Genomic DNA, 14762 nt, shown 5'->3' on the forward strand with positions numbered 1-14762 from the left:
TTTTTTATTTTTTTTTAAATTAAATTTTTTTGGTGAAGTTTTATGATAGTAGTTCCAGGAAGTCAAAGCCAAAACTTAGCTTATGAAGTATCAACTATTTTAAATGCAGATTATATAAGAGTTGAATTTAAGAGATTTCCTGATAATGAGATATATGTTAGGATTTTAGATGAGATAAATGATGATAAAGCTGTTATTATAGCAACACAAAGATATCAAAATGATGCTATTGTTGAGAGTTTTTTATTGTATGATGCTTTAAGAGATGAAGGAGTTAAAGATATTATTTTAGTTGCTCCTTATTTAGCTTATGCAAGACAAGATAAAAAATTTAATCCAGGAGAAGCTATAAGTATAAGAATTTTAGCAGAAATATATTCAAAAATGTTTAAAGAAGTTGTTACTGTTAATCCTCATGAAGAACATATAAAAGAGTTCTTCTCTATTCCATTTGTTAGTTTAGATGCAGTTCCAAAATTAGCTGAATACTTTAAAGATAAGTTAGAGAATCCTGTTGTTCTTGGTCCAGACCAAGGTGCTTTAAGATTTGCTAAATCTGCTGCAGAGGTTTTAAATGCTGAATATGATTACTTAGAAAAGACAAGAATAACTCCAACAGAAATAAAAATAGCTCCAAAAAACATAGATGTTAAAGATAGAGAAGTTTTAATCGTAGATGATATAATCTCTACTGGTGGAACTGTTGCAACTGCTGCTAAGATGATGCTTGAACAGGGAGCAAAAAAAATATATGCTGCATGTGTCCATCCTGTTTTAATTGGTGATGCAGTAAATAAATTATATCATTCTGGAATTGTTGAAGTTGTAGGAACAAATACTTTCTCTTCAGAGGTTAGTAAAGTTTCTGTTGCAGAAGTTATTGCTAACTATTTAAAAACAATTTAACTCATAAACATATAAATACTATTTTTAATTATTTAATTAAGAATATAATAGTGGTGAATTTTTTACTAAATTTTATTTATATTAATTTATTAATTTGAATATTGGTGTTATTTATGGAAAATCTTTGGGCTAAGATTGGGGAAACTGCTGGGAAAGTTTATCATCTCTTAGAAAGTGGAGAAAAATGTCTAAGTGAAATAGAAAAGAGATTAAAAGAAGAAGGTTACAATACAAATATAGTAAAAATGGCTATTGGGTGGTTAGCAAGGGAAGACAAAATTGAAATATTAAAGGATAATAAAAGATGGATTATTAGATTAAAAAGGTAATTGTTATGATTGTAGGTAATTCCTCTCTATTGGCTAAGATAGATGATTATGGAGAAATTGAATATTTATTTTATCCGCATGTTGGTTATGAGTATCATAACTCAAATATTGGATTTGCAATATATTTGGATAATGTTATATGGTACTGGGATGATAGTTGGGAAATAAATCAAAAGTATTTAGATAATACAAATATACATCTTACTACTTATGAGAATGATAAATTATCAATATATTTATATGATTTTGTCCCACCTTCTCACAATGTTATTATTAGGAAAGTTATTCTAAAAAATAAGTTAGATGAAGATATTAAGTTAAAATTCTTCTCATATGAGAATATTAAGATTGGTGAGCATCCAAAACCATCAACAACCAAATATATAAATGGAAAAATAATCAAATATAATGAAGATTATATGTTTATAATTGGAGGGGATAAAAGACCAACATCTTTTCAATGTGGAAATAGATATGACAAAAAGTCAGCTTATATTGATATTGAAAATGGTATTCTTTCAGAAAATTCTGAAAGCTATGGAGAGCTTACAGACAGTGCATTATGTTGGGATATAAAAATATCCAAAAATAAAAAATCTATATTAAAATTGTTTATTATGCCCAAAAAATATGATAAAGATATCTCCATCTATATAACTCAGCATAATATTCTAATTAATAACTATAACACTATAAAAGAGCTCTCATTGAATTATTGGAAAAATTTAATAAATATTGAAGATTGGATTAGTGAAGAGTATAAGAATTATCTTAGTTTAGCAAAAAGGGCTATTCTTTTATTGAATATGTTATGTGACAAAAATGGAGGGATAATAGCAGCTCCAACAATCTTTCCAGATTATAGGTATGTTTGGGGAAGGGATGGAAGTTACATGGCTGTTGCTTTATCTTTGTATAGGCAAAAAGGTTTAGTAGAGAAGTTCTTTGAGTTTATGTTCAAAATTCAGAATGTTGATGGTTCTTGGTTACAGAACTATTTTGTTGATGGTTCTCCAAGATTAACAGCTTTACAAATTGACCAAGTTGGCTCTGTTTTGTGGGCTTTAAGAGTTTATTATAGAATATTTGGCAATAGAGAATTTATTGAGAAATATTGGAATAATATTAAAAAAGCAGGGGATTTTTTATCATCATCTATTTTAAAACAATGTTATGACTTATGGGAGGAGAAATTTGGAGTATTTGCATATACTGTCTCTACTATTTATGGAGGATTAAGATGTGCATACAGTTTAAGTAAAGCTGTTGATAAGTTAGATGAAGTTAAACATTGGGAAAAATCTTTAAAATATATGAAAAAAGAAATTCCAAATATGTTTTATTCAAAAGAAGAAAGAAGATTTTTAAAATCAATAAATCCAGTTAATAAGGAAATAGACTCCTCTATTTTAGGGTTGGCATATCCATATGGGTTGGTAGATATAGATGATAAAAGAATGATAGAAACAGCTGAAACTATTGAAAGAGCTTTTAAATATAAAGTTGGAGGTATTGGAAGATATCCAGAGGATACATATTTTGGAGGAAATCCATGGTTAATAACAACATTATGGCTATCTCTCTATTATAGAAAATTAGGACAAATAACTAATGATGAAGTTTATACTGAAAAATCTAAAAAATTGTTTAATTGGGTTATAAAAAATATATACAATTTCCCAGAACAAATACATAAAGATTTAGGAATCCCAATATCAGCAGAACCATTGGGTTGGAGTATAGCTATGTTTTTAATATATCTTTATAAAAATGATGATGTGATACTATGCTAATTACCTTCAATTTTGAAGTTTATCAGCCATACAGATTAAATAAAAAACTAAAAAATTCAAATAACTTAAAAGATAGATATTTTGATAATAAACTAAATAAAGAGGTATTTAATAAAGTGGCAAATAACTGTTATATTCCTACAAATGAGCTTTTATTGGAGTTGATAGATGAACATAATTTTAAAGTGAATTTTTCTATCTCAGGAGTTTTTATTGAGCAAGCTATTGAGTATAATGATTATGTTTTAGATTTATTTGTTGATTTAGTTAAAACTGGAAATGTTGAGTTAATTGGAGAGACATACTATCACTCACTATCAAGTTTGTTAGAAGATGAAAGTGAATTTATAGAGAATATTGTAATGCATAGAGAAATATACAAAGAGATTTTTAAATTTAAATCAAGAGTTTTTAGAAATACAGAGTTGATATATAACAACAGAATTGGAAAGATTGTTAAGGATTTAGGATTTGAGGCAATATTTACAGAAGGATTAGAGAGAATTTTAGAGTGGAGAAGTCCAAATTATCTTTATCAATCTCCTGATGGAATAAAAATACTTTTAAGAAATTATAGATTAAGTGATGATATTGGTTTTAGATTTTCAGCTAAAAATTGGGAAGAGTATCCTTTAACAGCAGATAAATATGCTTATTGGCTGTCAGTAACTCCTGGAGAGGTAATAAATATATATATGGATTATGAAACTTTTGGAGAACATCATTGGAAAGATACTGGAATCTTTGAATTTTTAAGGTATTTACCAATTGAAATAAATAAACATGAGAATTTAGAGGTTGTTAATGTTAGTGAAGCAATAGAAAGGTTGGAGCCAAAAGGAGAATATTTTGTTCATGAATTTTCAACAATTTCTTGGGCTGATTCTGAGAGAGATGTAAGTGCATGGCTTGGGAATAGAATGCAAATAATATCATTTGAAAAATTATGTAAAATTAGAGATATTGTTAAAGATAAAGATGAAGTTAGGAAGATTTATGGATATCTAACAACAAGTGACCACTTATATTATCAATCAACAAAAGGTTTTAGTGATGGAGAAGTTCATAACTATTTCAGTTATTTTGATACTCCATTTGATGCCTTTGCTACTTATTTAAATGTTCTTTATGATTTTGAGTATAAAATAAAAGATAGGGAAAGAGAAAATTATGATGATTCATATATGTATAATATAGAAGATGAAAATATTTATGAAGAGTATAATGAAAATGATGATAATAATAACAATAGTGAGAATATTCTAATATTATAATTTAGGTGAAATTATGAAAAAATTAAGAAAAAAAGATATTAAGGTTCCTTTAACTGTCCCAGAAAGTGTTAAAAAAGAATATGTATCTAATTATTTAGAATTAACAAAAAAAACTGGAAATGTTATGATTTTTGCAGGAGACCAAAAAATAGAACATTTGAATGATGACTTTTTTGGGGAAAATATTGCTAAGGAAGATGCTTCTCCAGAGCATTTATTTAATATAGCAAGTAAAGGAAAGATTTGTGCCTTTGCTACACAACTTGGTTTAATAGCAAGATATGGTATGGATTATAGAAAAATTCCATATATAGTTAAAATCAACTCTAAAACTCATTTAGTTAAAAGTAGAGACCCAATTAGTAAAGGGTTAGTTAGTGTTAAAGATGTTGTTGAATTTAAAGAAAATTCTGGATTGAATATTTTAGGAGTTGGTTATACTATCTATCCTGGTAGTGAGTATGAACATATAATGTTTGAGGAGGCATCAAAAATAATATTAGAGGCACATAAGCATGGACTAATTGCAATATTATGGAGTTATCCAAGAGGTAAGAATGTTAAAGATGAAAGAGACCCTCATATTATTGCAGGAGCTGCAGGAGTTGCTGTATGTTTGGGAGCTGATTTTGTTAAAGTTAATTATCCAAAGTGTGAAAATCCAGCTGAAAGATTTAAAGAGACAGTTTTAGCAGCTGGAAGAACAGGAGTTTTATGTGCAGGAGGTAAGTCAAGAGACCCAAAAGTATTTTTAAAAGATATTTGGGAGCAAATTAATATTAGTGGAGCAAGAGGTAATGCAACAGGAAGAAATATACACCAAAAACCTTTGGATTTAGCTATTAGAATGTGTAATGCTATATATGCTATAACAATTGAAGGAAAGAGTTATGAAGAAGCTTTAAAAATATACTATGGATGATAGAATGAAACCAACTGCCTATTTTTGTATGGAGTTTGCTATACATCAACCTCTTAAAACATATGCAGGAGGTTTAGGATTTTTAGCAGGCTCACATTTTAGAGCTGCTAAGAGATTAAACTATCCTTTGGTTGGAGTATCTATATTATGGAGTTACGGATACTATGACCAAGTTAGGGATAGAGAGGGATTTATGAAAGTAGATTATATTAGGAAGTATTATGATTTCTTAGAGGATATTAATTTAGAAGTTCCAATAACAATAAACAATAAAACTGTTTGGGTTAAAGCTTATAAATTAGAGGAAGATGTTTTTAACACTTGTCCAATATACTTTTTAACAACAGATATTCCAAAAAATGATGATTTTTCAAGAACTATAACTCATAAGCTTTATGATGCAAACAATATTTTACATATTGCCCAAGAGATTGTTTTGGGTGTAGGAGGTTATAAAGTTATTAAAGAATGTGAAAAAGTAGAGATATATCATATGAATGAGCCTCATTCTTTACCATTAGTTTTTAAGATGATTGAGGATTATGGATTAGAATATACTAAGGAGCATGTTGTTTTTACAACACATACACCTCTACCAGAAGGTAATGAAGTTCGAGATATAAATCTATTAAAAGATATGGGATTTTTTGGGAATGTAGATATAAAATTAGCTGAAAAACTTGGAGGCAATCCTTTTAATTATACTGTTTGTGCTCTAAGAACAAGTAGAAGAGCTAATGCAGTATCTAAGAAACATAAAGAAGTTTGTGATGAAATGTGGAAGTGGGTTAAAGATAAGTGTGAAATAATATCTATAACTAATGCCCAAGATAAACACTACTGGCAAGATAAAATAATAAAAGAAGCAGCTAAAAAGTATGATATAGATTTATTAAGAGAGAGAAAAATGGAGTTAAAAGAGATTTTATTTGAAGAAGTAGCAGACCAAACAGGGAAAATATTTAAAAAAGATAGATTAACTGTTGTTTGGGCAAGACGATTTGTTCAATATAAAAGACCTTATATTTTATTGTATGATGAGCAAAGATTAATTGATTTAATAAAGAAAAAGAAGATTCAATTTATTTGGGCTGGAAAACCCCATCCTAATGACAGTAATATGATAGCTACATTTAACTGGATTGTTTCTAAAACAAGACATTTAAAGTATTCTGCTATTTTAACAGGTTATGAGTTAAAGCTTAGCAAGATGTTAAAGCAAGGTTCTGATATTTGGCTAAATACTCCAAAATTGAAATATGAGGCATCAGGAACTTCTGGAATGACAGCTTCTATGAACGCATCTATACACATGAGCACATTAGATGGATGGCATGTAGAGTGGGCAAAGATGTATCCTGATGATAGCTTTACTATTGGAGATGGAAAAAGAGATGATGATGGTTATGTTGCAAACTGCATATACAATATGTTAGAGGATATAGTTGAATACTATGATACAGAGAGATGGTGGTTAAAAGCTTGTAATTGTGTTAATCATATTGTTGAATATTTTGATGCTGAAAGAATGGTTAAAGAATATGCAGAAAAGATGTACTACTGAAAAGAGCAATAATACACAAAAGCTCCACTTGAAATAGTATCTCCTAACCCAACAGTTGATTTTGGATTTTCAACATATCTTGAAGGGACAGAAACAATTTTATAATTGTTTTCACAATATTTTTTAAAGAATAAGTCTTTATGTTTATTATATGGAACTTTTAAGCCTTCATATAAATCTTCAATCTTGTTAATATTACCTAATTTTGCCTTAGTAGCAGCTAATATTGTTGCAAATTCTAAACATTCTTTTAGTTGCTCTAAACTTAGTGGATTATCTTCTCTACATACAAATAAAATAAAGTATATAGTATGAACTTGCACAACCTCCAAGTTATCAAAGTTATCAAGGATAATTTTAGCACCTTCAATAATATCTTCAATTTTACTCTTCTTAATAATATTATCACTTAACTTTTCATATCCAAGGACATGTAAAACATTAGCTATTTCTGTCTCATCCATTCCTACACTCTCAACAGATGATAATATATAGTCAATAACCATCTTTCTTATATTTAGCTTAGATATAGAAGCAAATTCTAAATGTCTTTTTATTTTCTTATTTTTAATTAGAAGATTTAAATCTTCTTTTGCTTTTTTAAAATAATACTTTGCTGTTTTTCCATCACTATATCTTTCCTTTATAGAATGGTATCCTGAAAGAAAGGCACAATCTACCAACTCACCAATTTGAGGTAAAAACTTTCTTATTTCTTCTTTAAATTCAATTCTTATACTTTCTGGACGGGAAGCAACAATAAATCTACCATTTTCTTTGGCAACTATTTTTCTATCTCCTAAATAAAACTCCAATCCCTTTTTAAATTCAAATATTCTATTAATTTTTGTAGGGCTATCCCAATAACTCTCTTTAACATTTTTTAAAATTAATTTGTTATCTTCCACATTAGGATATAATAGATTTTCATAATCTACAAACATATCAGCTTGTTTTTTTGATAATGCAGGAGTATATATAATAACTTTATTAAGTTTCAAAGTAGCCATTAGATTGGCAACTATTCCAGCTTGCCCACCCATTCTTTCTTCATTATATTTTATCTTATTAAACCAATTATTTAGAGATTCATTTGTTAATGGAACTTCTGCAGGTTTTCCAGTTTCTATAGAATATATTAATCTTGCAATAAAATCAATTTTCTCTTTTATTTCTCTTGGATATTCTTCTATTTTTTTAATGATATCATTAGGATTATAGTTTTTTATTAGTTCTTCTAAATCTTCTTTTGTTAGATACTTTATAGCATCAATATTGGTGTTGTATGCAGTAAAAAGATTCATATTTTTTATTCTTTCAATGTATTTTAACATTATTTTTCACCTAAGTAGTTGTTATATATAGCCCCACCAAATAATCCAATATATTTTTTTATTGATGGAGAATTTTGCCAACTTAAATTTTTAACAACATGATAGTAAGAGTTTCTCATCATCATTGGTAAAGGAGCATTAAAATCATAAGGTTTTTTTGGACATTTGCTTTTATCATACTTTAAAAATAAACATATCTCCTTAATTTTCTTAAAGCTCCAATTTATTGCATGTTCTATTCCCCATATAACTCCAAGTTTATCAGGAACTTTAAATAAAACTCCAGTTGCTTTATCAAAATTTGGACACTCATAAGGATTATGATGTAGAGGAATTATTGAATCTTTTAAACCTCCAACCTCAGTAGCAATAACAGGAGTACAGTAAGACATTGATTCCATTTGAACTAATCCACAAGGTTCCCAGTAAGATGGCATAACAATCCAGTCACTACTTGCAAATATAATAGAGGATAGAGGAAGACAATAACCAATCAATGCAAGAACATTCTCACTATATTCATTAGCAAAAGCTTTTAATCTATCTTCAATCTCTTTATCTCCTTTTGTTAAAAAAATAAATCTAATATCTAATTTTTCAATTAATTCTGGAATAGCTTCAAATAATATATCAAATCCTTTCTGATATGTAGCTCTTCCTACAAATCCAATTAATGGAGTTTCAATATCTCCTTTTATATTTCCATATACTTCCACATTTGTAGAGTATATTTCTTTATCTATTTTATTCCAATCTTCAATATACTCATAAATCCCTCCTTTGTATATCCAGGAATATTTAATTTTAGGTTTTATTTTATATGCATCATTTGCGGAGTAAGGAGATATATAGGCATAGTCAGTTGGATATAGTTTATAATCTGTTAGATGCAACATCCTTTTAATAATATTTATAGGGTCATATTCATCAATATCTATTCCATTTAGTATTCCATGATATGGCTTATTTTGAATGTATTTATTTATATAATCATAATTTTTAATTTCCTCAGCATGAGTAGGGCTAACAGTATTAACTGCATTGGCATACTTTAAACCAAACTCTAAAAAAGTTAGAACTTCTCCATTGTACTCTATAACATCTCCCTTAAATGCCTCATTATGAATAGTTAATGTAGTAGGTATATTCAAAATATTTCTAATCTTTGCTATTGCTAAGCCACACATCCAGTCATGTCCAGATACAATATCAACCTTTTTATCTTTTAGATAAGCAACAACTAAATCAGAAAAGATATCATACTTTATACTGTCCCATAAGTCCAAGTTGTTAATCATCTCATTACTAAAAACAGTTATATCTACTCCTGTATGTGGATGCTTAGTTTTTAATACATCAAATATAAAAGTTTTATTTCTAAATATTATTTTTATTTTATCTACAACCTCATAAGGTAAATTATAATATCTATTGTAGTGGTTTAATGTTAAAACTTCTACCTTGTTATTATCTCTTTGCAAAAATTTAGATAAATCTCTCATTACATCTCCTAATCCTCCGCATGAAACTATTGGGGTAATTGTTGGAGCTAAGATAACAATATTCATACAAATCACCAGAAAATAGTATTAATACAATAACATAAATTTTAAATGTAATAAAATTTATTATTATCCTTTTAATATCTTTCTTATCTTTCTTTATAATAATATTAAAAATTATTTGGTGATTTTATGGCTATAAGAGTATCTGACATTATTGGAAAAGAAGTATATACTACAAAAGCTCTTTATGTTGGAAAGGTTTATGATGTTATGGTTGATTTAGATAAAGGAGCAATAAGTGGATTGGTATTAACAAATATATCAAGAGGTTGTTTAGCCAACTTAGTATCAGACCCTACAAAAAAAGTAGTTATTCCTTATTCATTAGTTTCAGCAATTGGAAACATAATACTAATAAAATCTCCAAGTGAAGCTAACTACAACTTTTTAAAATAACTATTTTTTGGTGAAATAAATTGTCCTTAAAAATAGGGTTAGTTGGATGTGGTGCAGTTGGAAATTTTATAGTTAAGAAAATAAATGAAGGAATGATTAAAGCTAAGTTAATAGCTTTGTATGATAGAAACTATGAAAAATCTCTTAAATTGGCAAAAATTTTAGATGTAAAAGCTTGTAAGAGTTTAGATGAGTTAGTTAAGGAAGATATTGATTTAGTTGTTGAAGCTGCATCAATAAATGCTGTTGAAGAAGTTGTTAAAAAATCAATATTAAACAATAGAGATGTTCTTATATTGAGTGTTGGAGCATTTGCTGATAAAAATTTATTTTTAAATATTTGTAAGTTGCTAAAAAACTCCAATAATAGAGTATATATCCCTTCTGGGGCAGTTGCAGGTTTAGATGCTCTTAAAGTTATTAAATATTGTAAGAATAAAAGAGTTAAACTTAGAACTGTTAAATCACCTAAATCTCTTGGAGTAGATGTAAAAGAAGAAACTATATTATTTAGAGGAAATGCCTTAGATGCTATAAAAAAATTCCCTGCTAATATAAATGTAGCTATTACTCTATCCTTAGCTGTTGGATATCCTATAGATGTAGAAATAGTTGCAAATCCAAATATAGATAAGAACAGACATGAAATTTATGTAGAAAGTGATATTAGCAATATAAAAATAATTTTAGAGAATAAACCATTAAAAGATAATCCTAAAACTTCTGCATTAGCTGCTTATTCAATTGTTAAGACAATAAATGAAATTCAAGAGAATATAAGAATAGTATGAACTATCTATATATTTTTGTGTATTTTAGTTAGTTTTTAATAAAATTTATTAAACCATAACATATATAAAGAGAAAAGTTTTATTTAGATTAGACAATAAATTTTAGATTTAGTGTATAGTATAATTAAATATTTAAAAACACAGAATTAGGTGGGAATTAATGGTTCAAATGAGTGAAGGATTTAGAAGAAAAACAAGAAAAAAATTATCTAAAAAACCAAGAGAAAGAGGTCTATATCCTATAACAAGAGCATTGAGAGAGTATAAAGAAGGAGAGTATGTAGCTATAAAAATAGACCCATCAGTTCATAAAGGAATGCCTCATCCAAGATATCATGGAAGAACTGGAGTTGTTGTAGGGAAACAAGGAAAAGCATTTTTAGTTAAAATAAGAGATGGAGGAAAGGAAAAAATATTAATTGCTTTCCCACAACATTTAAAGCCTGTTAATGTGGGACAATGATTGGAAAAAAAATATTAGAAGAAAAAATTATAACTATTTCTGAAGCATCTAAAATTATGGAAGAAAGAGCTAAATTAGGAGAATTATCTTATGAACAAGGTTGTGCATTAGATTACTTACAAAAACTTAAAAAATTATCTCCTGAAAAAGCAAGAGAATTAGTTAATGAGCTTATTAGTATTGGTGTAGATAAAGAGACAGCTGTTAAAATAGCTGATATTCTTCCAGAGGACATGGATGATTTAAGAGCTATCTATTACAAAAGAGAACTACCTGAAAATGTAGATGAAATATTAGAAACAGTTAAAAAATACATCTAAATTTTTTTAGTATTGTATATTGATAGATTTAAGTAAAAGGTGGAATTTTATGGTTACTATTCATAATATCAAAAAAAAGAATAAGCCACAAAAATATGAAAAATATGCATGGATTTTAGATTATCTCCCTTATGGATATCATGGTAAAGGAGAACCAATAGCCCAAGGATTGGGAGAAGAACAATTTTTATTAATGGAATTAAAACCAAAAGATGATGTATTTTTAGGAGAGAGGGTTTATATTGGAAAAGGTAAGAGAGATAAGATAGACCATGTTATAAAAATGATTAAATATGAAAATTTAACATCAACAGCTAAAACAGAACTTTTATATGTTGTTATGGATGCTGTCAAGCATCAAGAGGAGAGATTTGTAAGATTCTTAAATGAATGTCCTCCTATAACAAATAGACTACATTCCTTAGAATTACTTCCTGGAATTAGAGTTAAATATATGTGGAAAATTATTGAAGAGAGAGAAAGAGAAAAATTTAAAAGTTTTGAAGATTTTGAGAAGAGAATTGGAAAAGACCCTGTTAGGATGATTGCTGAAAGAATTGTTAAAGAACTATCTGATAATAAAAAAGATAAATATTACTTATTTGTTAAGTGGAAAAAGGGAATAATATTGGATGAGGATGATATGGCATTTTATTTAAAAGAGTAAATTTAATTTTTTTGGTGAGGAGATGATTAATCTAAGAAAGTTAGAGCATATTTTTATTTGTAATCATTGTGATGTTGAATATAAAAAAACTACTCTTTTGGAAGATGTTGAGCTTATACACTCTGGATGTGGGGGAGTTGATTTCAGCTCTATTGAGACAGAAATAGAAATTTTTGGAAAAAAATTAGATGCACCTATTATTGTATCTGGAATTACTGGGGGATATGAAGGAGCAAAAGAAATAAATAAAAATATTGCTAAGGCTGTTGAAGAACTTAACTTAGGAATGGGTGTTGGCTCACAAAGAGCAGGAATTTTAAATAAGGATTTGGAAGATACATATAGTATAGTTAGAAAATATACAGATGGTTTGGTTATTGGTAATTTGGGAGCTGTTAATTTAATGGATAGTTGGGGTTTAGAGGAGATTGATAAAGCTGTTAATATGATTGATGCAGATGCATTAGCTATTCATTTTAATCCTCTCCAAGAGATTATACAACCAGAGGGAGATGTTAATTTTAAGAATATAAATAAACTAAAACTATTAATTGAAGAGTATAAGAAAGAGTATAAAGATATCCCTTTTATTGCTAAACAAGTAGGAGAAGGATTCTCCAAAGAAGATGCTAAGAAATTATCATTTTTTGATGCAATAGATGTTCAAGGTAGTGGAGGAACATCTTGGGCAAAAGTTGAGTTATATAGAGTTAAAGATGAAGAGTATAAAAAAATATTATCTAAATTTTCTGAATGGGGAATTCCAACAGCTTTATCAATATTGGAAGTTAAATCAGTATATAATAAGGTTATTATTGGTTCTGGTGGAATTAGAAGTGGTATAGATATTGCAAAAACTATAATTTTAGGATGTTCTTCTTCTGGAATAGCTTTGCCAATATTAAAAGCAGCATTGAGAAGTTGGGAAGAGGTTGTTAAAGTTTTAGAGAGATATATAAAAGAATTAAAAATAACTATGTTTTTAGTTGGTGCTGAAAATATTGATGAGCTAAGAAACACACCCTACATAATAAAAGGACAATTAAAAGAACTAATAAATCAGAGAATAAGAGGAGATACTATATGAAGTTAGAAATTATTGCAATAGGTGGGTATGAGGAAGTTGGTAGAAACATGACAGCAGTTAATGTTGATGGAGAGATTATTATTTTTGATATGGGTGTTAGATTAGATAGAGTCTTAATTCATGAAGATACAGACATATCAAAACTCCATAGTTTAGAGTTGATAGAGAAGGGAATTATTCCAAATGATACAGTTATGAGAAATATTGAGGGTGAGGTTAAAGCAATTGTTCTATCTCATGGACATCTTGACCATATTGGAGCTGTTCCAAAGTTGGCTCATAGATACAATGCTCCAATTATTGGGACTCCCTACACTATTGAATTAGTTAAAAGAGAAATTTTAAGTGAGAAGAAGTTTGATGTTAGAAATCCTCTAATAGTTTTAAATGCAGGAGAATCTATGGATATAACTCCAAACCTTACATTAGAGTTTATTAGAATAACTCACAGTATTCCTGATTCAGTTCTTCCAGTTCTTTATACTCCTTATGGAGCTATTGTATATGGAAATGATTTTAAATTTGACAACTTTCCAGTTGTTGGGGAAAAGCCTGATTATAGAGCTATAAAAAAGGTAGGAAAAAATGGAGTTCTATGCTTTATTTCAGAAACAACAAGAATAAACCATGAAGGAAAAACACCTCCAGAGATTATAGCATCAGGATTATTAAAAAATGATTTACTTTCAGCTGATAATGATAAAAATGGAGTTATTGTCACTACTTTCTCATCTCATATAGCAAGAATAAAATCTATAACAGAGATAGCTGAAAAAATGGGAAGAACTCCTATTTTATTAGGAAGAAGTATGTTGAGATACTGTGGAATAGCCCAAGATATAGGTATAGTTAAGTTTCCAGAAGATTTAAGAATTTATGGAGACCCTTCATCTATTGAGATGGCTCTAAAAATGATAAGAAAAGAAGGTAAAGAAAAATATTTAATTATAGCTACTGGACACCAAGGAGAAGAAGGAGCAGTATTATCAAGAATGGCAACAAATAAAACGCCTTATGTATTTGAAAAGTATGACTGTGTTGTCTTCTCAGCTGACCCAATTCCTAATCCAATGAATGCAGCCCAAAGATATATGTTGGAATCAAGGTTAAAACTCTTAGGTGTTAGAATATTTAAAGGAGCTCATGTTTCTGGACATGCATCAAAAGAAGACCATAGAGACATGTTAAGATGGTTAAACCCGGAGCATATTATTCCTTCCCATGGTGACTTTAATTTGACAGCTGAATATACAAAATTGGCTGAGGAAGAAGGATATAGATTGGGAGATGATGTTCATTTATTAAGAAATGGGCAATGTTTAACATTTGAAAGAATATTATAAAATTCATT

General features: G+C 28.3%; 15 protein-coding genes. 13 read left to right on the plus strand and 2 right to left on the minus strand.

From position 1 onward, the window contains the following. Positions 1-42: 42 nt before the first annotated feature. From ACPB8Q_RS06340 to glgP, 6 genes are all read left to right on the plus strand, one after another. Positions 43-906: a ribose-phosphate pyrophosphokinase gene (locus ACPB8Q_RS06340; RefSeq protein ID WP_423792343.1), complete on the plus strand. Its 864-nt coding sequence runs from the start codon at positions 43-45 to the stop codon at positions 904-906. Between the two features lie 113 nt (positions 907-1019). Continuing rightward, entirely contained in the window at positions 1020-1235 is a 216-nt protein-coding gene (locus ACPB8Q_RS06345; protein ID WP_423792344.1) for a winged helix-turn-helix domain-containing protein, read from the plus strand. A 5-nt stretch (positions 1236-1240) separates the two neighbouring features. Further along, the gene (locus ACPB8Q_RS06350) at positions 1241-3028 is read left to right on the plus strand and encodes a glycoside hydrolase family 15 protein (RefSeq protein WP_423792345.1); all 1788 of its coding nucleotides are present in this window, start codon (positions 1241-1243) and stop codon (positions 3026-3028) included. Further along, positions 3022-4302: a glycoside hydrolase family 57 protein gene (locus tag ACPB8Q_RS06355; protein WP_423792346.1), complete on the plus strand. Its 1281-nt coding sequence runs from the start codon at positions 3022-3024 to the stop codon at positions 4300-4302. Before ACPB8Q_RS06350 ends, ACPB8Q_RS06355 begins: the two co-directional genes overlap by 7 nt. A gap of 13 nt (positions 4303-4315) precedes the next feature. Next, the gene (locus tag ACPB8Q_RS06360; RefSeq protein WP_423792347.1) at positions 4316-5224 is read left to right on the plus strand and encodes an aldolase; all 909 of its coding nucleotides are present in this window, start codon (positions 4316-4318) and stop codon (positions 5222-5224) included. A 4-nt stretch (positions 5225-5228) separates the two neighbouring features. After that, positions 5229-6788 carry an alpha-glucan family phosphorylase gene (glgP, locus tag ACPB8Q_RS06365; protein WP_423793423.1) on the plus strand — a complete coding sequence of 520 codons (1560 nt, stop codon included), beginning with the start codon at positions 5229-5231 and terminating at the stop codon, positions 6786-6788. Here the strand turns inward: glgP and pfkC are convergent. Both pfkC and ACPB8Q_RS06375 read right to left on the minus strand, forming a co-directional pair. Continuing rightward, positions 6782-8122, minus strand: coding sequence for an ADP-specific phosphofructokinase (pfkC, locus tag ACPB8Q_RS06370; RefSeq protein ID WP_423792348.1), 1341 nt, complete (start codon positions 8120-8122; stop codon positions 6782-6784). The two genes, glgP and pfkC, sit on opposite strands and share 7 nt — an antisense overlap. After that, positions 8122-9690, minus strand: coding sequence for a glycogen synthase (locus ACPB8Q_RS06375; protein ID WP_423792349.1), 1569 nt, complete (start codon positions 9688-9690; stop codon positions 8122-8124). The genes pfkC and ACPB8Q_RS06375 overlap by 1 nt, the downstream gene beginning before the upstream one ends. A gap of 126 nt (positions 9691-9816) precedes the next feature. On the opposite strand from ACPB8Q_RS06375, the gene ACPB8Q_RS06380 reads away from it, so the two are divergent. The 7 genes from ACPB8Q_RS06380 to ACPB8Q_RS06410 all read left to right on the plus strand — a co-directional run bounded on the left by ACPB8Q_RS06380 (position 9817) and on the right by ACPB8Q_RS06410 (position 14754). Continuing rightward, positions 9817-10083, plus strand: a complete 267-nt coding sequence (locus ACPB8Q_RS06380) for a PRC-barrel domain-containing protein (RefSeq protein WP_423792350.1) — start codon at positions 9817-9819, stop codon at positions 10081-10083. Between the two features lie 20 nt (positions 10084-10103). Continuing rightward, entirely contained in the window at positions 10104-10874 is a 771-nt protein-coding gene (locus ACPB8Q_RS06385; RefSeq protein WP_423792351.1) for an aspartate dehydrogenase, read from the plus strand. Between the two features lie 160 nt (positions 10875-11034). Next, positions 11035-11337, plus strand: a complete 303-nt coding sequence (locus ACPB8Q_RS06390; RefSeq protein ID WP_423792352.1) for a 50S ribosomal protein L21e — start codon at positions 11035-11037, stop codon at positions 11335-11337. Then, positions 11334-11657, plus strand: coding sequence for an RNA polymerase Rpb4 family protein (locus ACPB8Q_RS06395; protein ID WP_423792353.1), 324 nt, complete (start codon positions 11334-11336; stop codon positions 11655-11657). Before ACPB8Q_RS06390 ends, ACPB8Q_RS06395 begins: the two co-directional genes overlap by 4 nt. A 49-nt stretch (positions 11658-11706) precedes the next feature. Continuing rightward, positions 11707-12324, plus strand: a complete 618-nt coding sequence (locus ACPB8Q_RS06400; protein WP_423792354.1) for a DUF655 domain-containing protein — start codon at positions 11707-11709, stop codon at positions 12322-12324. A 22-nt stretch (positions 12325-12346) separates the two neighbouring features. Further along, positions 12347-13411, plus strand: a complete 1065-nt coding sequence (fni, locus tag ACPB8Q_RS06405; protein WP_423792355.1) for an isopentenyl-diphosphate delta-isomerase — start codon at positions 12347-12349, stop codon at positions 13409-13411. Further along, complete coding sequence (locus tag ACPB8Q_RS06410) at positions 13408-14754, plus strand: RNase J family beta-CASP ribonuclease (RefSeq protein ID WP_423792356.1); 1347 nt, start codon at positions 13408-13410, stop codon at positions 14752-14754. Before fni ends, ACPB8Q_RS06410 begins: the two co-directional genes overlap by 4 nt. Positions 14755-14762 lie beyond the last annotated feature (8 nt).

Origin of the sequence: Methanocaldococcus indicus, assembly GCF_049554935.1 — an archaeon.
Lineage (GTDB): Archaea > AGJL01 > Methanococci > Methanococcales > Methanocaldococcaceae > Methanocaldococcus > Methanocaldococcus indicus.